Genomic DNA, 23627 nt, shown 5'->3' on the forward strand with positions numbered 1-23627 from the left:
TTGAGACCTAACCGTGCGATGAGTTACTTGGCGAACTGGTCGAGGGGCCGACACCTCACCCCTGCCCCTCTCCTTACAGGAGAGGGGTTCCCGTCGCGGTTCCGGCGCCTCTACGCCGGCCCGTCTTCGACCTCGGCCGGGTCGAAGGAGTAGCGCCGCGAGCAGAATTCGCAGGTGACGCCGAGCTTGCCGTCATCGGCGATCATGGCGTGGCGGTCATCCTGCGAAAAGCCGCGCAGCATCGTGAGCACGCGCTCGCGCGAACAGCGGCAGGCCTCATGCACCGCGACCGGCTCGAACACCCGCGCCCCGCGCTCGTGGAACAGCCGGTAAAGCAGCCGCTCGCTCTCCAGCATCGGGTCGAGAAGCTCGTGATCCTCGACCGTCTCGACGAGCGAGCGCGCCTCCGTCCAGGCGTCATCCTCCAGCCCCCCAGGATCGCGGCCGGCCAGGATCTCGTGGCCTTCCGGCGCATCGCCCGGATGAATGTCGGCGGCGCGCAGACGGTCGGCCGAATGCGGCATGAACTGGACCAGAATGCCGCCCGCCCGCCATTGCGACTTGCCACCGGTCGTCACCGTCCCCACGCCCAGACGCACCCGCGTCGGAATTTGCTCGGACTGACGGAAATATTCGTGCGCCGCCTCCTCCAGGCTCTGGCGCTGGAGCGGAACGATGCCCTGGTAGCGCGTCGTCGCCGAGCCCTGGTCGATCGTCATGGCGAGATGGCCCTCGCCGAGAAGATCGCCGGTCGAGACCTTGTCGAGCGCGATCGCCTCCAGCAGCTTGGCCTCGTCGATATGCGCCACGGCGCGGAAATTATCGGGTGCCTGGAAATCGACGACCATCATCGAGATCGGCCCGTCGCTCTTGGTCTGGAGCTGGAAGCGGCCCTCGAATTTCAGCGCCGTGCCGAGGAGCACGGTCAGCGCCGCCGCCTCGCCGACAACGCGAGAAACCGGCTCGGGGTAACCGTGGCGGTAGAGGATCGTGTCGATGGCCGGCCCCAGCCGGACGACGCGTCCGCGCACGTCGAGATCCGGCACCGCGAAGGGAACGACCTTGTCGTCGAGGGCGGTGTCGCTGGTTTGATCGGCCATCAGGCCGCCACCCCGCCGAAGCACCACGCCAGAATGCCCTTTTGAGCGTGCAGGCGGTTTTCGGCCTCGTCGAACACGGCCGATTGCGGGCCGTCCATGATCTCGTCCGTCACCTCTTCGCCGCGCGAAGCCGGCAGGCAGTGCATGAAGATCGCGTCCTTTTCGGCGCGGTCCATCAACCGCTCGTCGACCTGGTAGGGCCGCAGCAGATTGTGACGGGTGCCCTCGTCGTCGCCCATCGAGACCCAGCAATCGGTGATGACGCAATCGGCGCCCTCGACCGCTTCCTCGGGCCGGGTGGTGAGCGAGAGCTTCGCGCCCTGCGTCTTGGCCCACTGGATCAGTGCCGGCGGCGGCGCCAGCTCCTCGGGCGTGGCGATCGCCAGCTCGAAATCGAGCCGGCCGGCCGCATGCACCCAGGAGGTCAGCACGTTGTTGGTGTCGCCGGTCCAGGCGATGCGCTTGCCTTTGATCGAGCCCTTGCGCTCCTCGAAGGTCATCACGTCGGCCATGACCTGGCAGGGATGCTGGCGCTTGGTGAGGCCGTTGATGACCGGGACGGAGGCGTATTTCGCCATCTCGACCACGGCGTCGTGGTCTAGCATGCGGATCATGATCGCATCGACATAGCGCGACAGCACACGGGCGGTGTCCGCGATGGTTTCGCGCTCGCCCAGTTCGATCTCGCGGCCCGTGACCATCATCGGCGAGCCGCCGAGTTCGCGGATGCCGACATCGAAGGAAACGCGGGTCCGCAGCGAGGGCTGCTCGAACACCATGGCGATGACCTTGCCGTCGAGCAGGCGGTCGCCGGCGGCTGCGGGCGTGCGGCGTCGCGACTTCATCTCCTCGCCCGCGCGCAGGATGGCGCGCAGTTCGGTTCCGGAGAAATCGGACAGGTCGAGGAAATGGCGCGTCACGGGCGCTTCCTTCGCTTCGCTTGGAGGGAGATTATTCGACGGCCGGCCGCTTGAGCCCAGCCTCGACGGCGCTCGCAGCCTTGTCGAGGCGGGAGAGCGCCTCGGCCACGTCAGCCTCCGAGATGATCAGCGGTGGCAACAATCGCACGACATTGTCGCCGGCGCCGACCACGAGAATGCCCTGCGCGCGCGCCTCGGTGACGAATTCGGTGTTGAGCGTGTGCAGCTTGAGGCCAAGCATCAGGCCCTCGCCGCGGATTTCCTCGATGATTTCGGGATGCTTGTCCTTGAGTTCAGCGAGCGACTGCTTCAACCGCAGCGCGATCTGGCCGACGCGGTCGATGAAGCCCGGCTCCAGAACGATATCGAGCACGGCATTGCCGACCGCCATGGCAAGCGGATTGCCACCGAAGGTGGTGCCGTGGGTGCCGAGCGTCATGCCCGCAGCTGCCTCTTCCGTCGCGAGGCAGGCGCCCATCGGGAAGCCGCCGCCGATGCCCTTGGCAATCGACATGATGTCCGGCGTCACGCCGTAATGCTCATGCGAAAAGAACTTTCCCGTGCGGCCGACGCCGGTCTGGATCTCGTCGAAGATCAGCATCAGGTCGTTTTCGTCGCAAAGCTCGCGCAGCAGCTTGAGGAAGCGGCCGGGCACGGTGCGCAGGCCGCCTTCGCCCTGGATCGGCTCGATCATCAACGCCGCCGTATCGGGGCCGATCGCGGCGCGCAGCGCCTTCTCGTCGTCGAAGGGCACCTGATCGAAGCCATCGACCTTCGGGCCGAAGCCGTCGATATATTTCTGCTGGCCGCCGGCGGCGATCGTCGCCAGCGTCCGACCGTGAAAGGCACCTTCGAAGGTGATGATATGGTAGCGCTCGGGATGGCCCTTCGCGGCCTGGTATTTCCGCGCCATCTTGATGGCGCACTCATTCGCCTCGGCGCCGGAATTGGTGAAGAACACGCGCTCCGCGAAGGTCGCCTCGCAGAGACGGCGAGCCAGCCGCTCGCCGTCCGGCGCACCATACAGGTTCGAGGTGTGCCAGATCTTGCCGGCCTGCTCGGTCAGCGTCTTGACGAGATGGGGATGGGCGTGGCCCAGCGCATTGACGGCGATGCCGGCGCCGAAGTCGAGATAGCGCGTACCGTCAGCCGTGATCGCCCAAGGACCCTCGCCGCGCTCGAAAGCGACGGGGGCGCGGGCATAGGTCGGCAGCAGCACGGAATCGGTCTTGGAAACAGAAGCAGTTTTGGAAACAGAAGCGGAGGCCATGGAGCTCAGATCCTCGCGAAGGGACGGGTGAGAACGGATAAGCGCTGGGGTCGAGAACGCGATCCGGGTTTGATGCTGCAAGCTGCAGCCAAGTTGCGACCCGGCGACGACGTTATCGTCGCACCCAGTTCCCGACCTCTCGTCGCGCCGTCATCCGCATGGTCCAGGCCCTAATCCGCGAAATCGTCGTGATCCGCAAAACATAAGCGCCGCCCGAGAGGGCGGCGTCACCTTGTGGATAAATATGCGGACTCAGGCGGGCGCTGTCAATTCAGGGCCGGGCGCCACGGCCTTAACGAAGTGTTGCCGAAAAGATTCTCTTGCCTGCTGAACCGGCATTGGCCTGGGGAAAAGCCGATTTCTGATTCGGCGACTCTTGTCGGGGAGTCACTGCCCCTTGTATGGTCCCCCTCGTCAGATACGACATTTCGTGCGGCGTCCCCAGTTCGGTCTGTTGCGGCAGCAACGGTTTTTGTCCCTGCGACAGAAGCCGCGACTTCGGATTCCGAGACGAAGCACCCGCGAGACGGCTTCCCTGAAGCCGTCCGAACAGACAGGTGATGCGGATGAACGAAGCCGGAGCATGGACGGAGGAGCGGGTCGAACGGCTCAAGAAGCTCTGGAGCGATGGTCTGAGCGCAAGCCAGATCGCCGCCGAACTCGGCAGCGTCACGCGCAATGCGGTGATCGGCAAGGTGCACAGGCTCGGCCTTTCGGGCCGGGCGAAGAGCGCCGCGGCCCCAGCCACTCCGCGTAACGCAGCGCCCCGCAAGGCTGCGCCGCCGCGGGCGCCGAGCCATCCGATGGCCGCACCGGCCCCGACACGCGGCGCCCATGCGCTGGCGCAGGATTTCGAAGCCGAGACCGCGGCCGACGCTCAGCCGAAGCCGGTGCAGGCGACCGAGGATGTCGTGATCCCGTTCTCCGAGCGCGTCACCATCATGGATCTGCGCGAATATATGTGCCGCTGGCCGATGGGGGATCCGACCACCCCGGAATTCCGCTTCTGCGGCGCGCGCTCGCAGACCGGCATGCCCTATTGCACCCACCACTCGCGCATCGCCTACCAGCCGGCGGCCGACCGCCGTCGCGACCGGAGCAAGGCGCGGGCGTAAGCAGGCTGCAGGGGTTTGGATAGAGAAACCGGCCGAAAGGCCGGTTTTTTGTTGCCCGCTCGCACAGCGCGTCATGCTCGGGCTTGACCCGGGCATCTCCGAGATGCTCGGGCTTGACCCGGGCATCTCCGACCGGAAAAGGCAGCGGCTCGTTCTGCGAGAGATTCTCGGGTCTACGCTACGCTTCGCCCGAGAATGACGGCGGAGGTGCATTCGTCATCACAGCCGCCGCCTCTTCTCCAGCGAGCGGCTCCAGCGCGAGAGCGCGAAGCAGATCAGCCAGTAGATCGCCCCTGAAAAGGCATAGGCCTCCATGTTCATGCCGACCCAGTTGGGATCGGCGAGCGAGGCCTGGGCGATGCCGAGCAGATCGAGGATCGAGACCACAAGCACGAGCGTGGTGTTCTTGATGAGTGCGATGAACTCGTTGGTCATCGCCGGCAGCGAGATGCGTAGCGCCTGCGGCAGGACGATGAGGCCGGTCGCCTTCCAATAGGTCAGCCCGAGCGCGGTCGCGGCCTCGCGCTGGCCTTTCGGCAGGGCTTGCAGGCCGCCGCGCACCGCTTCCGCCATATAGGCGGCAATGACGAAGCCGAGCCCGATCACCGCCCGCGCCAGACGGTCGATATCGAGGCCGCCGGGCAGGATCAGCGGCAACAGCAGCGAGGCGAGGAAGATCACGGCGATGATCGGGACGCCGCGCCAGAACTCGATGAAGATGACGCTGACGAGCCTGACGACGCGCAATTCGGATTGTCGTCCGAGCGCGAAGAGGATGCCGAGCGGGATCGCGATCAGGCTGGAATAGACCGAGATGAACAGGGTCAGCATCAACCCGCCCCAGTCACGCGTCTCGACCGGGCGCAGGCCCAACCCACCGCCGATGAGCCAGATGCCGAGCGGCGGCAACACCACCAGCATGGCGATGCTCAAGCCTAGCTTGAGCCGCTGCGGCGCCAAAACGACGGAAGCGATGCCGAGCACGAAGGCGATGCCGGCAAGATCGACGCGCCAACGCTGGTCGACCGGATAAAACCCGTACATGAACTGACCGAAGCGGGCGCGGATGAAGACCCAGCAGGCGCCCCCAGTCGTGCAGTCCGCGCGCGTGGTGCCGCGCCAGGTCGCATCGACAAGCGCCCAGCGGATCAGCGGCGTCGCGACCCATGCGATGGCGAGTGCCAGCACCACGGTCACGAAAGCGGTGAAAGGCGTGGCGAACAGGCGTTCGCGCCAGATCGAAGGCGAGACGGGGCGGCTCATCGCGTCACCAGCGCAATGCGGGCATTGTACCAGTTCATCACCGCGGAAACGGCCAGCCCGATGACGAGATAGACGGCGAGCGTCATGGCGATGATCTCGATCGCCTGGCCGGTGTTGTTCAGCGCCGAGCCCATGAACAGGCTGACGAGGTCGGGATAGGCGATGGCCGCGCCGAAGGACGAGTTCTTCAGCACGTTGAGATATTGGTTGGTCATCGGCGGGATCATCACCCGCATGGCTTGCGGGATGGTCACGAGCCGCAGGATCTGGCCGGGGCGCAGGCCAAGCGCCGCGCCTGCTTCCGTCTGGCCATGAGAAACCGACTGAATGCCGCCGCGCACGATCTCGGCGATGAAGCCGGCCGTGTAGGTCACCAGCGCCGCCAGCAGCGCGACGAATTCCGGAATGACGACGAAGCCGCCGCGATAGTTGAAGCCGCGAAGCGCCGGCACATCCCAGCGTGTCGCCAGCACCGCCCAGGTGAGCGCCAGTAGCGGCACGGCGAGCAAGAGCACCAGCCCGACGCGCAGGGTCGGGCCATGGCGGCCGGTGCGCTCCTGTCGCTTGCGCGCCCATATGGCGAAGACGGTGTAGGCGGCCACGCAGACGAGGATGATCGCCCCAGCGATCCGCAGGCTCTCTGTGCCATCCGGCAGCGGGACGGTCAGGCCGCGATTGTTGAGAAAGGCGACGCCCAAGACGCTCAGGCTCGCGCGCGGGGCCGGCAGCGCGGCGATGACGCCGAAATACCAGAACAGCACGAAGAATAGCAGCGGGATGTTGCGGACGAACTCGATATAGGCGCCGGCAATGGCCGAGACGAGCCAGACCGAGGACAGCCGGGCGACGCCGATAAGGAAGCCAAGCAGCGTCGCCAGCACGACCGCGATGACGCTGACCAGCATGGTGTTGGCGACGCCGACCCAGAACAGGCCGAGGATGTTGTCGGCCTGGGTATAGCCGGTCAGGACGAAGGGCACCTCGATGCCCGAATTGCGCCAGAGGAAGCCGAAGCCCGAGGCGATGCCGGCCTTGACCATGTTCTCCGAGGCATTGCGCACAAAGAAGACGGCGAGCGCGACGAGAAAAACCACGAGCGCGATCTGGTAGATCCAGTCGCGCACGCGCTTGTCGTTGAGGAGGGCGAGAGGGCTGGTCACGGTGCGAGCGTCATCCACATGGCGGTGTCATTCGGGGGCTTCGCGAAGCGAAGAACCCGGAACCCACGACCGGGTGAGTGATGGCGACTGGCTGGACGACCCCGTCGTGGGTTCCGGGTTCACGCCTTCGGCGCGCCCCGGAATGACAGCTTTGCTCTCACTGGAACGGCGGGGTGAAGAGCAGGCCGCCCTTGGTCCAGAGCTGGTTCTGGCCGCGCTCGAGCTTCAGGGCCGAGCCCATGCCCACCGTGCGCTCGTAGCTTTCGCCGTAATTGCCGACCTGCTTGATGGCGTTGAACATCCAGTCGTTGGGCAGGCCCATCATCTCGCCGAAACCGCCTTCGGCGCCGAGCAGGCGGCGAACTTCCGAGTTCTTCGAGCTCGCCTTCATCTCGTCGGCGTTCTTGGCGGTCACGCCCAGCGCCTCGGCAGCGATCGAGCCGTTCAGCACCCAGCGCACGATGAGCTGCCAGCGCTCGTCGCCCCAGCGCGTCACCGGTCCTTGCGGATCGTTCGAGATCGGCTTCGTCAGGATGACGTGGTCGTCGGGCGCCTTGAGCTTGATGCGCTGGCCGGCCAGCGCGCCGACACCGGCGGTGTAAGCGTCGCAGCGGCCTGCATCATAAGCGGCGATGGCGTCGTCGTTCTTCTGGAAATTGGTGATGGTGACCTTGAGGTTGCGCTCGCGGAACCAGTCGGCGGCGTTCTTCTCCTCGGTCGAGCCGGCGGCGACGCAGACCGAGGCGCCGTCGAGACCTTCGGCCTCCTTCACATTCGCGGATTTGCGGACGATGAAGGTCTGGCCCTCATAGAAGTTGATGCCCTGGAAATTCAGCCCCAGCGTCGCGTTGCGCGAGAAGGTGATGGTCGAGTTGCGCGCGAGCACATCGACCTGGCCCGATTGCAGGATCGGCCAGCGCTGCTGCACCGATGTCGGGGTGAACTTGACCTTGGTGGCGTCGCCGAAGATCGCGGCGGCGAGCGACTTGCAGTAGTCCACGTCGAGCCCGGTCCATTCGCCCTTGTCGTTGGCGAAGGAGAAGCCCGGCAGGCCGAGATGCACGCCGCATTCGAGATGGCCACGGGCCTTCACCGCGTCGAGCGTCGGGCTCGGCGCCAGTTGCTGCGCCTGCGCCATCGAGGCACCAGCGGCCAGCACTGCTGCCGCCGCCAAAATTCTCATCGTCATCATCCGTCTCCCCGTCGCCTTTGCGGCTTTTCCGTGTTGAAGCGGCGACTATGCAACAGCCGGGCCGAAAGCGGTAGCCGCCGAAAGGCGGGGGGCCGGATCAGTTTCCGAAGACGGTGTTGAGCTGGCTGCCGACCATGATGAAGGTGGTGCGCTTCGACATTTCCTTGAGATGTACCGCGCCGATATAGGTCATGGCCGAGCGCACCCCGCCCATCAGCTCCAGCATCGTGCCCTCGACCGGGCCGCGATAGGGAACCTCGACGCTTTTGCCCTCGGAGGCGCGGTAGCGGGCGACGCCGCCGGCATATTTCTTCATCGCCGTGTCCGAGGACATGCCGTAGAAGGTCATCGCGACCGGCACGCGCTCCCCGTCCCGTTCCTCGTAGCGGATCTCGCCCTCGCATTCGTCGTGGCCGGCGAGCATGCCGCCCATCATGACGAAATCGGCGCCGCCGCCATAAGCCTTTGCGACATCGCCCGGCACTGTCAGCCCGCCATCGCCGCAGACGAGGCCTTTTAGCCCGTGGGCAGCATCGGCGCATTCGATGATGGCCGAGAGCTGCGGATACCCAACGCCGGTCATCTTGCGGGTGGTGCAGACCGAACCCGGCCCGATGCCGACCTTGACGATGTCGGCTCCCGCCAGGATCAGCGCCTCGGTCATGTCGCCGGTGACGACGTTGCCGGCCATGATCGCGGCGTCGGGAAAGGCGCCTCGGGTCGCTTTCACGGTCTCGACGAATTTCTCGGTGTAGCCATTGGCGACATCGAGGCAGATCTTCCCGATCGGGGATTGCTCATGCACCGCCTTCAGCTTGTCGTGATCGGCCTGCGTGGTGCCCAGCGAATAAAACGTATTTGCCGAGTCCGGTTCGCGGAAGAACGCGATCAGCTCCTCGGCGGCATAGTGTTTGTGCAGGGCGACCATGGCGCCGTGCTTCTGGAGAGCCCGGGCCATCGCCATGGTGCCGACAACGTCCATATTGGCGGCGATAAGCGGAAAACCGGTCCAGTCCCGGCCGGTATGGGCGAAGCGGAAGCTACGGGAGACCTCGACTTGGGCGCGGCTGCCGAGCGTCGAGCGCTTCGGGCGGATCAGCACGTCGCGGAAGTCGAGCTTCGGATCGTTCTCGATGCGCATGGCGGGCTCCGGGTCGAGAATCACGGATCGGCACGCCAGCCAGCGTGCGCCGATTCTTAGACCCGTGCCGGGCGGAGTGGCAAATCGCGGCCATAAGGCGCTTGTCGCTCAGGAACCGGTGCGGCCGCCAAGCAGGTATTGCCGCATGACCCGCAGCATGAAGGCGGGGTTTCCGAGGACGTAGCGGCGCCAGAGCCGGCTCGGCTCCAGCCAGAGCCGATAGGCCCACTCCAGCCGTGCCGTGCGGATGAGTTCCGGCGCCCGGCTGACCTCGCCGGCGAAGAAATCGAACAAGGCGCCGACCCCGGCCGCGACGGCGCAATGCTGCGGGCCGAGCTTGGCGGCGATGAAGCGCTCCTGCAAGGGATTGCCGAGCGCGACCAGGAGCAGATCGGGACGGTCCTGCTTCAGTCGATCCAGGATTCCGTCCTCTTCGTCGGCGGCATAGTAGCCGTGAGAGGTAACTACGAAGCGATGCTGCGGATAGCGCTGGGCCAGTTGCTCGACGGCGCGGTCGGCGACACCGGGGCGGCCACCGAGCAGGGCCACATGCAAGTGGCGCCTTTGCGAGGCGAAAAAGGTCGGGAAGAAATCGGTTCCGTTCAGATTGTCGGGAAAGGCCGCGCCATAGAGCAGCCAGCTGCCGATATCGACGCCGATGCCATCCGCCAGAACAAGAAAGGTCGCGAGGCTGCGCTGCAGGGCGGCATCATCGGCCGCCACGTTCACCAGATTGGCGTTGCAGAAGGCAAGCTTGACATGCCCGCCCTCGACGATGGCCTCGTTCAATTCGCCGATCGCCGATCCGCGATTGATCACCGCGATCCCGATGCCGCCAACGGCACGCTTGGCATAGCGCTGCCGCGTTCGGCTGTCGGCCTCACTCGCAATGGGAATCGAAAGGGCGCTCGGCACGTTCGTTTTCGGTCCTGACAGGTGAAACAGGCTCATGACGATGATGACATCGCCAATCCGGCTCCAAGGTCAAGGCGAAGTCAATCGAAAGGTGAACGCCTCCTTTTTGGGATCACCGAAGCCGTATTAAAGCCTGTTTCATGCGTATCCGCAATATCTGTATCGATGCGAAACGATCGCTTCATGGACAATGCCAATCGATGAAATACGGCTCGGCGCGATGTCGCGTATTGAAACATCTTTGGTTTTTTCGATCCGATTCGATACATGGGTATTCTTCAATTTCGCCTGAAATTCATCGATGGTGATTAACCATCCCGGCGGCCGCAACGTTCGGAAGCCCGGTCCCGGTTAACGCGGGAAACCGCCTCCGGCCGCCCGTGCGCATTTTGAAGATTGATCGATGCAGGTCGTTCCGCTCTGATGCTGAAAAGGGCTCGGACTCGATCGAAGCCTGGCCGCAAGGGAGGAAGAGCTTGAACCAGATCGATTTGGGCCGTCGCGTCGCCATCGTGACCGGGGGCGCCCAGGGGATCGGCCGCGCCGTAGCCGAACGTTTCGCCGCCAGCGGCGCCAGCGTCGCGATCTGGGATGTCGATGGCGAGCTTGCGGCGAAAGCGGCGGCGGAGATCGGCCATGGCGTCGTCGGTCGCGCGGTGGACGTTACCGACGCCGCAGCCGTCCAGGCGGAGGCCGACGCGCTCGAGGCCCGGCATGGCAGCATCGATATTCTGGTGACCAGCGCGGGCATCGCCGGGCCCAACCACAAGACCTGGGACTATCCGCTCGAGGATTGGGCGCGGGTGATGCGCCTCAATGTCGACGGAACCCTGCATTGCTGCCGCTCGGTGATCCCCGGCATGGTCAAGCGCAATTACGGCCGGATCGTCCTCGTCGCATCGATAGCCGGCAAGGAGGGCAACCCCAACGCATCCGCCTATTCGGCTTCGAAAGCGGCGGTGATCGCGCTGACGAAATCGCTCGGCAAGGAGCTGGCCGACAAGGACATCGCGGTGAACTGCATCACGCCGGCCGCGGCCCGCACGCGCATCTTCGACCAGATGAGCGAGGAGCATATCGGCTATATGCTGGCAAAGATCCCGCGCGGACGCTTCCTGATGCCGGACGAGGTGGCGGCGATGGTGGCTTTCCTGGCCTCCGCCGAGAACAGCTTCACCACCGCCGGAATCTTCGACCTCTCGGGCGGACGAGCGACCTATTGAGCGTCGCCGCTTCGCTCAGGCGAAGCAGCTTTGCGAAAATCACCGTGCAGTTTCCGACGAGCCATGACCTAATCTTCGTGCCATGACGCAGATGCTTCCTTCCGCCGCCGTTCTCGGCGCCCGCGCCTTTGCGGCGCTCGCCGGGCTCAACCGCTTTTCCGACGAACCGGGCAAGCTGACGCGGCTCTACCTTTCGCCCGCCCATCGACAAGCGGCGGAGTGGGTCAAGGGCGCGATGGAAGTGGCCGGCCTGACCGCTTTCATCGATGCCGCCGGCTCGGTGCAGGGGCGGCGCGAGGGCATCGTCGCGGGCGCGCAAGCCGTGATGATCGGTTCGCATTTCGACACGGTGAAGGATGGCGGGCGCTTCGACGGCAATCTCGGCGTCGTCGCCGGCATTCTCGCTGTGCAGGCGTTGCGCGATGCCGGCATCGCACTGCCCTTCCCGGTCGAGGTCGTCGCCTTCGGCGACGAGGAGAATGTCCGCTTTCCGACGCATCTCTCGACCTCGGAAGCGCTGGCCGGGACCTACGATTCGGCCTGGCTGACGGCACGGGACGAGGACGGCACGACGCTTGGAGAGGCCCTGCGCGCCTTCGGCGGCGATCCCGAAGGCATTCCGGCGCTGGCCCGCCGAGCCGGCTCGCTGCGGGCCTATCTCGAACTTCATATCGAGCAAGGTCCGGTGCTGGAGGCGGAGAACGAGGCGGTCGGGATCGTCACCGCGATCAACGCTCAGGTCCGGGCGCAGGTGAGGGTGACGGGCGAGGCCGGCCATGCGGGCACCGTTCCGATGGCGCTGCGCAAGGATGCGCTGGCGGCGGCGGCGGAAATGACGTTGGCGCTCGAACAGGTTGCCGGTGCCCATGACCTCGCGGTCGGCACCGTCGGCGTCTTCAGGCCCGAGCCCGGCGCGACCAATGTCGTGCCGGGCGCGGTCCAGTTCACCATCGACTTCCGAGCGCCGCGCGACGAAACGCTGGTGGAGATGGAAACCGAGATCCGGAGCCGGTTCGGTGCCATCGCGACACGACGTGGCGTCGGCCTCGAGATCGTGCCGTATGCGCGCGCCGCTGCGGTGCCGATGGACCAAGGGTTGCAAGATGCGTTCGCGGCCGGGATCGCACGCAGCGGCAGCAACCTTTCGGCGCGCCGCCTGCCCTCCGGCGCCGGGCACGACGCGATGGCGATGGCGGCGGTCGCGCCCGTCGCGATGCTGTTCGTGCGCAACGAAAAAGGCATCAGCCACTCGCCGCTGGAAAACATGACGGAGGCCGATGCAGGGCTCGCGATCAAGGTGCTGCTGGAAACCTTGCTGGAACTGGCGGCAGCCGCATCGTAGAAGCGCTCGCGACCGCGACACCGCGCGCCATTCCTTCGCTGGCGCGCAGGGCCTAAAGACGAGCCCGCCGCAGGAGGCTGGCCATGGATTTCGAAACTTTCTTCCGCCGCGAGCTCGACGGACTGCGCAGCGAGGGCCGGTATCGCGTCTTCGCGGATCTGGAACGCCAGGCTGGTCGGTTCCCGCTCGCGACCTATCACGGGGCGGACGGGCCGCGCGACGTCACCGTCTGGTGCTCGAACGATTATCTCGGCATGGGCCAGCACCCCAAGGTGCTCGCGGCGATGCATGCCGCGCTCGACGGCAGCGGCGCCGGGGCCGGCGGCACCCGCAATATCGGCGGCACCAACCATCATCACGTGCTGCTGGAGCGCGAGCTTGCCGATCTTCACGGCAAGGAAGCCGCGCTGATCTTCAATTCCGGCTATGTCTCGAACTGGGCCTCGCTTTCGACGCTCGCCTCCCGCATCCCCGGCTGCATCGTGCTGACCGACGCGCTGAACCACGCCTCGATGATCGAGGGCATCCGCCATTCGCGGACCGACAAGCTGATCTTCGCGCATAACGACCCGGCCGATCTGCGCCGCAAGCTGGCGGGCCTCGACCCTGCCCGACCGAAACTGATCGCCTTCGAATCGGTCTACTCGATGGATGGCGATATCGCGCCGGTCGCGGAGTTCTGCGATATCGCCGAGGAATTCGGCGCGATGACCTATATCGACGAGGTCCATGCCGTCGGGCTGTACGGGCCGCGCGGCGGCGGCATTTCCGAGCGCGAGGGCCTGACGGACAGGCTCACCCTGATCCAGGGCACGCTGGCAAAATCCTATGGCGTGATCGGCGGCTATATCGCCGGCTCGGCGGCGCTCTGCGATTTCATTCGCAGCTTCGCCTCGGGCTTCATCTTTTCCAGCGCGCTTCCGCCGGCGGTCGCGGCCGGCGCGGTCGCGGCCATCCGGCATCTCAAGGAGAGCGCGACCGAGCGGGACCGTCAGCGGGACCGTGTCGCCTCGCTACGCAGGAAGCTCGACGCCGTCGGCATTCCTCATCTGGCGAACCCCAGCCATATCGTGCCCGTGATGGTCGGCGAGGCCAAAGCCTGCAAGGCGATCAGCGACGAGCTTCTGGCGCGCTTCGACATCTATGTGCAGCCGATCAACTACCCGACCGTGYCGCGCGGCACGGAACGGCTGCGGATCACACCCTCGCCGCTGCATTCCGACGCCGATATCGACCGGCTGGTTGCGGCATTGGGCGCGATCTGGGCGCGGGACGGGTTGAAGCGGGCGGCCTGAGGGTCTCGCCCGTCATTGCGAGCGCAGCGAAGCAATCCAGGAAGACTGGGTGACCTGTTTCGGCCAGTCCTTCTGGATTGCTTCGTCGCTTTGCTTCTCGCAATGACGGCATCGACCGCCGGCGAGCAATATTTCAGAGATTGAAGACGCGGTGGGGGACGAACTCCCCGTTCTGAACCGAACCGGTCGAGACCAGCGTGCCGGCGCAGGTCGCATAGGCCGCATCGAGTTCGATCGGGGCGCCGGCGCCCCGCAACAGGGCGCTCTGGCCGCGCTTGAGCCGGTTGGCGGCATCGCGGTGCAGGACGATCTCGGGGATGAGCGTCAGTGCGGCCTTGACCGGCTGAAGTGCCGCCAATGCGCTTTCCGGGCTCTCCCGCAGCGTCTCGACGCTGGCGGCTTCCAAAAGCGTGAAGGGCCCGACGCGCGTGCGGCGCAGATGCGCGACATGGCCGAGGCAACCCAGCGCGAGGCCGAGGTCACGGGCGATGGCGCGGACATAGGTGCCCTTGCCGCATTCGGCTTCGAAGGTGGTGGTGGCACCGTCATGGCTGACGATGGTCAGCGCATCGATCTCGACCGGCCGGGCCTGAAGCTCGACCTCCTCGCCGTCGCGGGCCAGGTCGTAAGCGCGTTCACCGGCGATCTTGATCGCCGAGAATTTCGGCGGCGTCTGCATGATGGTGCCGGTAAAGCGCGGCAGCAGGGCGACGATCGCCGCCGCCTCCGGGCGCTGCTCCGATGTCGCGATCACACGGCCTTCGGTGTCGTCGGTATTGGTCTGCGTGCCCCAGGCGACCGTGAACTGATACGCCTTGCGGCCGTCCATCACGAAAGGCACCGTCTTGGTGGCCTCCCCCAACGCTATCGGCAGCAGGCCCGACGCCAGCGGGTCGAGCGTGCCGGCATGGCCGGCCTTCTTGGCGGAAAAGGCGCGCTTGACCACACTGACCGCATGGGTCGAGGTCATGCCGATCGGCTTGTCCAGCACCACCCAGCCATGGATATCGCGCTTCTTGGGGCGTGGCGCCGGTGCGGCATCCTGCTCCTGAGCGGTCTGCGTCACGTTTTCAGCGGTCATCGTCACGGCGATCGTTTTCAGGGGCTTGGTCTTCCAGGGTCTTGTCGATCTTCAGGCGCTCGACCAGCGTATCGCGGCGGACCTTGTCGGTATCCAGCAGCGCGTCGATGCGCTCGGCCTGGGAAAAGCTCTCATCGGCACGAAACCGGAGATCCGGCGCGTATTTCAGGTTCACGCTGTGGGCGATCTCGCCACGCATGTATTTCTTGTTTGCCTCCAGCGCCTTGAGTACGGCCGGAATATCCTGCCCGCCGAGCGGCATGATGTAGGCGGTGGCGAGCTTGAGATCGGGCGAGAGGCGAACCTCCGGTACAGTCACGACGTGCCGGGCCAGCACATCGTCATGGATATCGCCCCGCGCGAGCATCCCGGCCAGCGCGTGGCGGATGAGCTCGCCGATGCGCAATTGCCGGTGGGACGGACCTGTGGGCTTGGACGGTTTTGCCATGGTGTCTCGTTCTCCGGGATCGGACCGGATCAAACGTCACGGTCGGACAAGGCCGACCATCTCTCAGAAGACAAGGCGCCTCGATCATCGCGCGTCCTTTTGGACGTGGCCACGATGACCGATCTCATTGCAGAAGCGTCGGAGTTATCCGACGCTTCTGCGCGCTCTTCTCGTCACGAGATGGCCGGGACGAGCCCGGCCATGACGTGTTGTTTCGGGAAGCGGAAGCCTTACAGGCTGCGCTTGATCTCTTCGACGCGATAACACTCGATCACGTCGCCGGCGCGCATGTCCTGATAGTTCTCGAAGGACATGCCGCATTCCTGGCCGGCCACGACTTCCTTGGCGTCGTCCTTGAAACGCTTGAGCTGGGAAAGCTTGCCCTCGTGAACCACGACATTGTCGCGGATCAGGCGGACATTCGCGCCGCGCTCGATCGTGCCGTCGGTGACGCGACAGCCGGCGATCTTGCCGACCTTCGAGACCGCGAAGATCTCGAGGATCGTCGCGTTGCCGAGCATGGTCTCGCGCAGGGTCGGAGCCAGCAGGCCCGACATCGCATCCTTCACGTCATCCATCAGGTTGTAGATGATGTTGTAATAGCGGATTTCGACGCCGACCCGCTCCGCCGCCTCGCGCGCTTCCTTATGCGCACGGACGTTGAAGCCGACGACCACCGCGCCCGAAGCCTGGGCGAGCGTGACGTCCGATTCAGTGATCGCGCCGACGCCCGAAGACAGCACGCGAGCACGGACCTCGTCGTTGCCGACCTTCTCGAGCGCTCCGACGATGGCTTCGACCGAACCCTGCACGTCGCCCTTGACGACGAGCGGGAACTCCTTGCGGCCTGCGCCTTCCTTGAGGTCGCGCATCATGTCGGCAAGCGAACGGCCGGCACCCGAGGCCGCACCGCGCACGGCGAGGCGGTCGCGACGCTGGCGCTCGCGGTAGTCGGTAATCTCGCGGGCACGCGCCTCGGACTCGACGACCGCGACGCGGTCACCGGCCTCAGGCGTGCCGTTGAAGCCGAGCACCTCGACCGGCATGGAGGGCGGAGCCTCCTTGAGCTGCGCGCCGGTGTCGCCGATGAGCGCGCGGACGCGGCCCCATTCGGCGCCCGCCACGACGATGTCGCCGGTGCGCAGCGTGCCGCGCTGGACCAGCACGGTCGCGACCGGGCCACGGCCGCGATCGAGCTTGGCTTCGATGACCGTGCCCTCGGAGGGACGCTCCGGGTTGGATTTGAGGTCGAGCAATTCGGCCTGGAGCGCGATCGCCTCGAGCAGCTTGTCGAGGTTGTGTCCGGTCTTAGCGGACACCTCGACTTCGAGCGTCTCGCCGCCGAGAGTTTCGACCTGGATCTCGTATTGCAGAAGCTCGGCGCGCACGCGCTCCGGGCTGGCATCGGTCTTGTCGATCTTGTTGATCGCCACGATCAGCGGCACGCCGGCGGCCTTGGCATGACTGATGGCTTCGGCCGTCTGCGGCATGACGCCGTCATCGGCTGCGACGACCAGCACGACGATGTCCGTCACCTTGGCACCACGGGCGCGCATCGCGGTGAAGGCGGCGTGGCCGGGCGTGTCGATGAAGGTCACCTTGGCGCCAGACGGCGTCATCACCTGATAGGCGCCGATGTGCTGGGTGATGCCGCCGGCCTCGCCGGTGACGACCTTGGTCTTGCGGATCGCATCAAGCAGCGAAGTCTTGCCGTGGTCGACATGGCCCATGATGGTCACGACGGCCGGACGCGAGGTCAGCATCTCATCGGTGTCGGGCGTATCGAACAGACCATCCTCGACGTCCGAATCGGCGACGCGCTTGACGGTATGGCCCATCTCCTCGGCGACGAGCTGGGCGGTGTCGGCATCGATCACGTCGGTGATCTTGTGCATCGCGCCCTGCTTCATCAGCAGGCGGATGACATCGACGCCGCGCTCGGTCATGCGGTTGGCGAGTTCCTGGATGGTGATCGTCTCGGGGATGATCACCTCGCGCATCACCCGCTCCTTCTGAGCGTCGGAGGCGCGATGGCCCGTCATGCGCTGGACGCGCCGACGGAAGGAGGCGACCGAGCGCGTGCGCTCGTCCTCGCCGCCCGTGGCGGTCGAAAGGGTCAGGCGTCCGCGAAGCTTCTCGCCGACACGCGGGGTCTTGGGCGCTGCGGGCGCGGCAGGGCCGCGGCCAGGGCCGGCCCCGACGCTCGGGCGGCGGAATGCGGCCTTGACGTCGACATCGGACCGGTTGCGCGGCGCGCCGGTCGACGGCGCCTGCCGAACTGGACGCGTGATCGCGGGCTCTGACGGAGCCGTGGTGTCGACACGGGGCGTGCGGGGGGTGTCGAGACGCGGCGGACGGGAATCCAGACGCGGCGGGCGAGCGCCCATGTCGCGCACCGGAGGCCGGGGACCACCGAAATCACCGCGCGGTCCAGTAGAGACCGGCCGCTGATAATCGGGGCGACCCTGATCGGGACGGGCATAATCGGAACGCGGCGCCGGGCTGGCGGCCTGCGGGGCGGGCGCCTGTTCGCGCGGGGCGGCGGGACGGGGTGCGGCCGCCTCTTCCGCGCGCTTGCGCTCGTCCGCCTCGGCGCGGCGCTTGAGATCGTCTTCCTGACGGCGACGCTCGTCTTCCTCGCGCTGGCGCGCGGCGACAGCTTCGCGCTCGCGGCGGTCCAGCTCGCCGGCAGCGGCACGCTGGCGCGCCTCGTCCTCCGCGATCCGGCGGGCTTCCGCGTCGCTGCTGCGCGCATCGGTCAAGGCGCGCTGGCGGGCTTCCTTCTCCTCGTTGGACAAGGTCCGCAGCAGCATGCTGTTGGCGGGGCGCGGCGCGGGGGTCGGCGCAGCAGGACGCGGCGTCGGCGCCGGCTGAACCTGAGCGGGCGCAGCGCGGGGGGCGACGGGTTCCTTGACATCATGCCCGGCGACGCGGCGCTTGACCTCGACGACGACCTGCTTGGTGCGCCCATGCGAAAAGCTCTGCCGAACAACGCTCTGCTCGGGCCGCTTCAACGATAGGGTTTTGGGCGGGTTGACGGAGAGTGTCTTGTCGCCCGGGGTCTTGGTATCGGTCATTCCGCGTTCGGTCCTGCCGGTTCGGTCGTATCTTCGGTATCGTTCTGGTCGGATGCGGCGGTATCGTCCGTCCGATAACGGACGAGCCGACGCCAGCGGGAGAGGATACCCTCAGTCGCCGGACCCGGAGCAAGCGCGGCATGTATCACATGTGCCCGCCCCAACGCCAATTCCAAATCCGCCGTCGAGAAAATCGCGACGACGGGCAGTTCCCGGGCCTTGAGCCCTGCGGCCTGGCGGGTGACGGAGAGCCGCCGGACCGCCTGGCCGATCTTGCGCTTGCCGTCATCTGCGCCGTCGCTGGCGGCGATGACCGCCTTGCAACGCCCGCTTTCGATCTGCGCCTCGACCTTGGCAAAGCCGGCCGTCACCAGCCCTGCCTTGTTGGCCATCGACAGGGCCTGCAACGCATCGCGAAGCATCAACCTGTCGATCGTCTCCGGCAGCTCGGGCGGCACCGTCACCTGGGTCTTCAGCGAGCGCTCGAAAGCCTTGCGCTTGATCGCCTCGACCACCGTCTTGCGGCTGAGGCTCGCCCAGACGCCGCGCCCGGGCAGCTTGCGCCGCAGATCGGGAACAAGCGTGCCGTCGGGACCTGCGACGAAGCGGATCAGATCATCGGGCGCCTTGACGGTGCGCGTCACGACGCAACTCCGCTCCGACCCCTCGTTCCGCTCCGCCTTCATCGGGAAGGTCCTAAGGCCCCTGCCGCCTCGTCGGCCTCAGCTTCAGCCTCGACCTCTTCAGTCGGGGCCTCGATCCATCCGGCCTGGACGCGCGCGGCCATGATAATGGCCTCGGCATCCTGACGCGAGAGATCGAAACCGTCGAGATAGCCCGGGTGGCGGGTGGCCTCGCCATCCTTGCGCTCGGTCCAGCCGACGAGATCGTCGGTGGCGCAGCCGGCAAGATCCTCGACGTTCTTCACGTCGTTCTCGCCCAGCGCGACCATCATGGAGGTGGTGATGCCCTCGACTTCGCGCAAGGCGTCCTCGACGCCCAGCGCACGGCGCTTGTCGTCGAATTCGGCCTCGACCGCGGCGAGATAGTCCTGCGCGCGGGTCTGGAGCTCGGTCGCCGTCTCCTCGTCGAAGCCCTCGATCGAGGCCAGTTCGCCGAGATCGACATAAGCGACCTCCTCGACCGTGCGAAAGCCTTCGGAGGCCAGAAGCTGGCCGACCGTCTCATCGACGTTCAGCGCATTCATGAAGATGTCCGTGCGCGAGACGAACTCCTTCTGGCGCCGCTCCGATTCCTCGGCCTCGGTCAGGATGTCGATGTCCCAGCCGGTGAGCTGCGAGGCGAGGCGCACGTTCTGGCCACGACGGCCGATCGCGAGCGAAAGCTGCTCGTCGGGCACCACGACCTCGATCTTGTCGGCCTCCTCGTCGAGCACGACCTTGGCGACTTCTGCCGGCTGCAGCGCGTTGACGACGAAGGTCGCGATATCAGGCGACCACGGGATGATGTCGACCTTCTCGCCCTGCAGCTCACCGACGACAGCCTGCACGCGGGATCCGCGCATGCCGACGCAGGCGCCGACCGGGTCGATCGAGGAATCGCGCGAGATCACAGCGATCTTGGCGCGGGAGCCCGGATCACGCGCGACAGCCTTCACCTCGACGATACCGTCATAGATTTCCGGCACTTCCTGCCCGAAAAGCTTGGCCATGAACTGCGGATGCGTGCGCGACAGGAAGATCTGCGGGCCGCGCGGCTCGCGACGCACGTCATAGACATAAGCGCGGGCACGGTCGCCGACCTTGAAGGTTTCGCGCGGGATCATCTCGTCGCGACGGATGATCGCCTCGCCACGGCCGAGATCGACGAAGACGTTGCCGTATTCGACGCGCTTGACCGCGCCGTTGACGATCTCGCCGATGCGATCCTTGAACTCGTCATACTGACGATCGCGCTCGGCCTCGCGCACTTTCTGCACGATGACCTGCTTGGCCGACTGGGCCGCGATGCGGCCGAAATCGAAGGGCGGCAGCGGATCGGCGATGACGTCGCCGGCCTGAGCCGCCGGATTGTGGCGCTTGGCCTCGTCGACGGTGATCTCGATCGCGGGGTTCTCGACCGTATCGACCACCTGAAGGTGACGGGCGAGCCTGAGCTCACCGGTCTTGGTGTTGATTTCGGCATGCACGTCGGTCTCGGCGCCGTAGCGCGAGCGGGCGGCACGAGCGATGGCGTCCTCCATCGCATCGAGCACGATCTGACGGTCGATCGACTTCTCGCGGGCGACGGCGTCCGCGATCTGCAGCCATTCCAGCCTGTTGGCGGCGACGACCATGGCGCTCACTCCTCTTTCGTACCGGTTTCTTGCGTGTCGGTGTCTTGCGGAGCCGGCCCGGACTTCTTGCCCGGACGGGGACCCAGCGATTTGCCGCGACCTTTTTTGGGGCCGGCGATGTCTTCGGCCGCCGGCATCTCCGGCGGAAGGCCGGATTTGCCGCGGCGCAGCGATTCCGTGACGAGCGCGTCGGTCAACATCAGCCGCGCCTCCTCGATCAGCGCCATCGGGATGGCGACGTCACGCTCTTCTTCGTTCTTGGCGTCGTCGCGCGAGAGCAGCGCGTAGGGCCCGTCGATGCCGCGCAGGATGCCGCGAAAGCGCTTGCGGCCATCCACGAGCTGGCTCATCTCGATCTTGGAGAGATGGCCGGCCCAGCGCTCGAAATCGCTCGCGCGCACCAGCGGCCGGTCGATGCCCGGCGACGATATCTCGAGATGGTAGGCCGCCTGCACGGGGTCGTCGACATCGAGCAGCGGCGAGATCGCCTGGCTGATCGCCTCGCATCCCTCGACATTCATCGTGCCGTCCGGCCGCTCGGCCATGATCTGCACGGTGCAGCCGTTCTGCGCGGAAATACGGACCCGGACCAGCCGGTAGCCGAGATCGGCGATCGCGGGCTCGATGATCGTCGCGACGCGCGCAGCGACACCGCCTTCGACGACGATGCGCGCCTCGGGCTCGGCTGAGGCCGGCGCGGATATCTGTTCTTCGTTCATCGGTTCGTCCATGAGCCGGACCGGCGCGGTGCGAGGCAGGGTCGAGGCCAATAAAAAAGAGCGGGCCGGTGGGCCCGCTCTTGATCACCGGCCTACACCGATACCAGAGCTGTTGTGGCGCTGTGTAATCCGCATCGCCTCAAGATGCAAGCCGGGCGCCCGCCCCCCGCCGGTCGCGCTAACGCGATGGTCATCCTTGCATGCCACCCTGCCTGCCAAGGCGTTGCGTGAGGATGTGGAATGAGTGCGGTCGGCACCCTGTTGCGGGACCTGGAAACGACGATGCGTCACGGCTCCGGGGAGGAGCGCGAGACCATCCTGTCGCGGATGACGGACCTCTTCCTCGCCACGGCTCCGCAGATGGACGAGGATCAGGTCGGCATCTTCGACGTCGTCATCGGGCGCCTTGCGCGGGCGATCGAGCTGCGTGCACGGGTGGAACTCGCCGAGCGACTGGCGCCCGTGCCCAACGCGCCCGGCACAGTCGTGCGTCAGCTCGCGCTGGACGAGATCGCGGTGGCGCGCTCCGTCCTGCTCCGTTCGCCGCGGCTCAGCGATCCCGATCTGGTCGCGATCTCAGCGGCGAAGGGGCGCGACCATATGCTGGCGATCTCGGAGCGGCCCGGCCTCGGCGATTCCGTGACGGATTTCCTGATTCTGCGCGGCGGCCGAATCGTGACCCATTCCGTCGCGGCCAACCAGACCGCCCGCTTTTCGCGCCACGGCATGGGCGTGATGGTGATGCGAGCCGGCCAGGACGACATGCTGCAGGCGACGCTGGGCCAGCGCCAGGATATTCCGGGCGAGCTGGCAGAGCAGCTCATGACGGCCGCCAAGCACGCGGCGCGCCGGCGGCTCAACGAGGATCTGGCGCCGAGCCTGGCCCAGGTGGTGAATGGGGCCGTCGAGCGCGGCGCCGAAGCGGTGGCGGCCGAAAACGCGATGCCGGGTGAGCTCGCGACCGTCAACGCCGTCCTGGCCGAGATGCAGGCCCTGCAGGCGAGCGGCCAGCTCGACGAGGCAAAACTCCAGGCCTTTGCCCGCGAAGGCGCGGGCGATCATGCAACCTGTGCCTTCGCGCTGCTGGCGCAGCTCAGCCTGCCGGCCAGCGAGCAAGTGCTCCTGGGCGCCGACCGCGAGGCGGTTCTGCTCGTGGCACGCGGCCTCGGCTGGTCGTGGGAGACGACGGCGGCGCTGATCTCGCTCCGGCAGGATCTCGGCAAGTCGGACGCCGCGATCGAGCGCGCGAAGCTGAGCTTCCGGAATATCGGCAAAGCCACGGCCGAGCGGGTGCTCGGCTTCCTCAGGATGCGCGACGCAAGGCCGTGAGGTAGCTCGAGGCCCGGCCTTCCCGGACCGCCTTTGCCTCGTAGCGGGTGCGAAGCCACCCCGCATAAGGACGGCGCCAATCATCGGCGCGTTCGTCCGCCCAGTCGAAATCGGGCGAGGCCAGAAGCCGCGCCAGCGTCCAGCCGACATAATCGTCGATGTCGCTGGCGAAGCGGAAGCGACCGCCCGGCCGCAAGGTCCGCGCGAGCAGCTCGAGCGTCCGCTCGGAGACAAAGCGGCGCTTGCGCTGCCGGCGCTTCGGCCAGGGATCGGGATAAAGCAGGTCGATGGCATCGAGGCCGCCGACAGGAAGTCGCGGCAGCATCAGCGCGGCATCCCCGTCCCAGACCCGGATATTGGTCAGCCCTTCGCGTTCGGCCACGGCAAGCAGCTTCGCCATGCCGTTGATGAAAGGCTCAACGCCGATAAAACCGATCTGCGGGCTCTCGCGCATGCGCATCAGCAGATGCTCGCCGCCGCCGAAGCCGATCTCCAGCCTGATCGCCTCGACGGGCTGCGGGAAAAGCCCGCCGAGGTCGGCGATCTCGCCCTCCGGCAACCGCAGGCGCGGCAGGACATGCTCGATCAGATGGCTCTGCCCGTCGCGCAGGGCCTTGCCCTTGCGACGGCCGAAGAAGGCGCGCTCGTCGTGGTCGGGGTCATGGGTCATTGGGGATCGTCTCGCAGGAACCGAAGCCTGTAGCAAAAGGAAAAGGCCGGAGCGATCCGCTCCGGCCTTTT

20 protein-coding genes are annotated in these 23627 nt (G+C 66.4%); 5 read left to right on the forward strand and 15 right to left on the reverse strand.

Annotated elements, in window-relative coordinates:
- Positions 1-110: 110 nt before the first annotated feature.
- The 3 genes from AC1DR6_RS16745 to AC1DR6_RS16755 are packed head-to-tail and all read right to left on the reverse strand — an operon-like array spanning position 111 to position 3290.
- Positions 111-1100 (reverse strand): Hsp33 family molecular chaperone, encoded by a 990-nt coding sequence (locus AC1DR6_RS16745; RefSeq protein ID WP_476830377.1) that lies wholly within the window; start codon positions 1098-1100, stop codon positions 111-113.
- Positions 1100-2020, reverse strand: a complete 921-nt coding sequence (gene argF / locus AC1DR6_RS16750) for an ornithine carbamoyltransferase (RefSeq protein WP_476830378.1) — start codon at positions 2018-2020, stop codon at positions 1100-1102. Before argF ends, AC1DR6_RS16745 begins: the two co-directional genes overlap by 1 nt.
- A gap of 31 nt (positions 2021-2051) precedes the next feature.
- Positions 2052-3290, reverse strand: coding sequence for an acetylornithine transaminase (locus AC1DR6_RS16755; protein ID WP_476830379.1), 1239 nt, complete (start codon positions 3288-3290; stop codon positions 2052-2054).
- A gap of 566 nt (positions 3291-3856) precedes the next feature.
- Here AC1DR6_RS16755 and AC1DR6_RS16760 point away from each other — a divergent pair.
- A complete protein-coding gene (locus AC1DR6_RS16760) occupies positions 3857-4405 on the forward strand; it encodes a GcrA family cell cycle regulator (RefSeq protein ID WP_476830380.1) in 549 nt (182 codons plus the stop codon).
- Between the two features lie 219 nt (positions 4406-4624).
- On the opposite strand, the gene AC1DR6_RS16765 is transcribed toward AC1DR6_RS16760, so the two are convergent.
- From AC1DR6_RS16765 to AC1DR6_RS16785, 5 genes are all read right to left on the reverse strand, one after another.
- Entirely contained in the window at positions 4625-5668 is a 1044-nt protein-coding gene (locus AC1DR6_RS16765; RefSeq protein ID WP_476830381.1) for an amino acid ABC transporter permease, read from the reverse strand.
- On the reverse strand, positions 5665-6828 hold the full coding sequence (locus AC1DR6_RS16770; protein ID WP_476830382.1) for an amino acid ABC transporter permease: 1164 nt from the start codon (positions 6826-6828) through the stop codon (positions 5665-5667). The genes AC1DR6_RS16765 and AC1DR6_RS16770 overlap by 4 nt, the downstream gene beginning before the upstream one ends.
- Positions 6829-6985: 157 nt before the next feature.
- Positions 6986-8017: an amino acid ABC transporter substrate-binding protein gene (locus tag AC1DR6_RS16775; protein ID WP_476830383.1), complete on the reverse strand. Its 1032-nt coding sequence runs from the start codon at positions 8015-8017 to the stop codon at positions 6986-6988.
- Between the two features lie 100 nt (positions 8018-8117).
- Complete coding sequence (locus AC1DR6_RS16780; protein ID WP_476830384.1) at positions 8118-9161, reverse strand: GMP reductase; 1044 nt, start codon at positions 9159-9161, stop codon at positions 8118-8120.
- A 108-nt stretch (positions 9162-9269) separates the two neighbouring features.
- Positions 9270-10076, reverse strand: coding sequence for a WecB/TagA/CpsF family glycosyltransferase (locus tag AC1DR6_RS16785; RefSeq protein WP_476830385.1), 807 nt, complete (start codon positions 10074-10076; stop codon positions 9270-9272).
- 476 nt (positions 10077-10552) lie between these two features.
- On the opposite strand from AC1DR6_RS16785, the gene AC1DR6_RS16790 reads away from it, so the two are divergent.
- The 3 genes from AC1DR6_RS16790 to hemA all read left to right on the forward strand — a co-directional run bounded on the left by AC1DR6_RS16790 (position 10553) and on the right by hemA (position 13936).
- Positions 10553-11299, forward strand: a complete 747-nt coding sequence (locus AC1DR6_RS16790; protein WP_476830386.1) for an SDR family NAD(P)-dependent oxidoreductase — start codon at positions 10553-10555, stop codon at positions 11297-11299.
- Between the two features lie 82 nt (positions 11300-11381).
- Positions 11382-12641: an allantoate amidohydrolase gene (locus AC1DR6_RS16795; protein ID WP_476830387.1), complete on the forward strand. Its 1260-nt coding sequence runs from the start codon at positions 11382-11384 to the stop codon at positions 12639-12641.
- A gap of 83 nt (positions 12642-12724) precedes the next feature.
- A complete protein-coding gene (gene hemA / locus AC1DR6_RS16800; protein ID WP_476830388.1) occupies positions 12725-13936 on the forward strand; it encodes a 5-aminolevulinate synthase in 1212 nt (403 codons plus the stop codon).
- A gap of 133 nt (positions 13937-14069) precedes the next feature.
- On the opposite strand, the gene truB is transcribed toward hemA, so the two are convergent.
- The 6 genes from truB to rimP form a co-directional block, all read right to left on the reverse strand.
- A complete protein-coding gene (truB, locus tag AC1DR6_RS16805; protein ID WP_476830389.1) occupies positions 14070-15017 on the reverse strand; it encodes a tRNA pseudouridine(55) synthase TruB in 948 nt (315 codons plus the stop codon).
- Positions 15007-15465, reverse strand: a complete 459-nt coding sequence (gene rbfA, locus AC1DR6_RS16810) for a 30S ribosome-binding factor RbfA (RefSeq protein WP_476830390.1) — start codon at positions 15463-15465, stop codon at positions 15007-15009. The genes truB and rbfA overlap by 11 nt, the downstream gene beginning before the upstream one ends.
- Before the next feature lie 230 nt (positions 15466-15695).
- Complete coding sequence (gene infB / locus AC1DR6_RS16815; RefSeq protein ID WP_476830391.1) at positions 15696-18542, reverse strand: translation initiation factor IF-2; 2847 nt, start codon at positions 18540-18542, stop codon at positions 15696-15698.
- The gene (locus AC1DR6_RS16820; protein WP_476830392.1) at positions 18539-19228 is read right to left on the reverse strand and encodes an RNA-binding protein; all 690 of its coding nucleotides are present in this window, start codon (positions 19226-19228) and stop codon (positions 18539-18541) included. Before AC1DR6_RS16820 ends, infB begins: the two co-directional genes overlap by 4 nt.
- Positions 19225-20838, reverse strand: a complete 1614-nt coding sequence (gene nusA, locus AC1DR6_RS16825; protein WP_476830459.1) for a transcription termination factor NusA — start codon at positions 20836-20838, stop codon at positions 19225-19227. Before nusA ends, AC1DR6_RS16820 begins: the two co-directional genes overlap by 4 nt.
- Before the next feature lie 5 nt (positions 20839-20843).
- Positions 20844-21557: a ribosome maturation factor RimP gene (rimP, locus tag AC1DR6_RS16830; protein ID WP_476830393.1), complete on the reverse strand. Its 714-nt coding sequence runs from the start codon at positions 21555-21557 to the stop codon at positions 20844-20846.
- A gap of 240 nt (positions 21558-21797) precedes the next feature.
- Between rimP and AC1DR6_RS16835 the strand changes: the two genes are divergently transcribed.
- Entirely contained in the window at positions 21798-22886 is a 1089-nt protein-coding gene (locus AC1DR6_RS16835; protein ID WP_476830394.1) for a DUF2336 domain-containing protein, read from the forward strand.
- Here AC1DR6_RS16835 and trmB read toward each other — a convergent pair.
- Positions 22861-23556: a tRNA (guanine(46)-N(7))-methyltransferase TrmB gene (gene trmB / locus AC1DR6_RS16840; protein WP_476830395.1), complete on the reverse strand. Its 696-nt coding sequence runs from the start codon at positions 23554-23556 to the stop codon at positions 22861-22863. The two genes, AC1DR6_RS16835 and trmB, sit on opposite strands and share 26 nt — an antisense overlap.
- Between the last annotated feature and the right edge of the window lie 71 nt (positions 23557-23627).

This window comes from Allobosea sp. P5_A5, assembly GCF_056400625.1.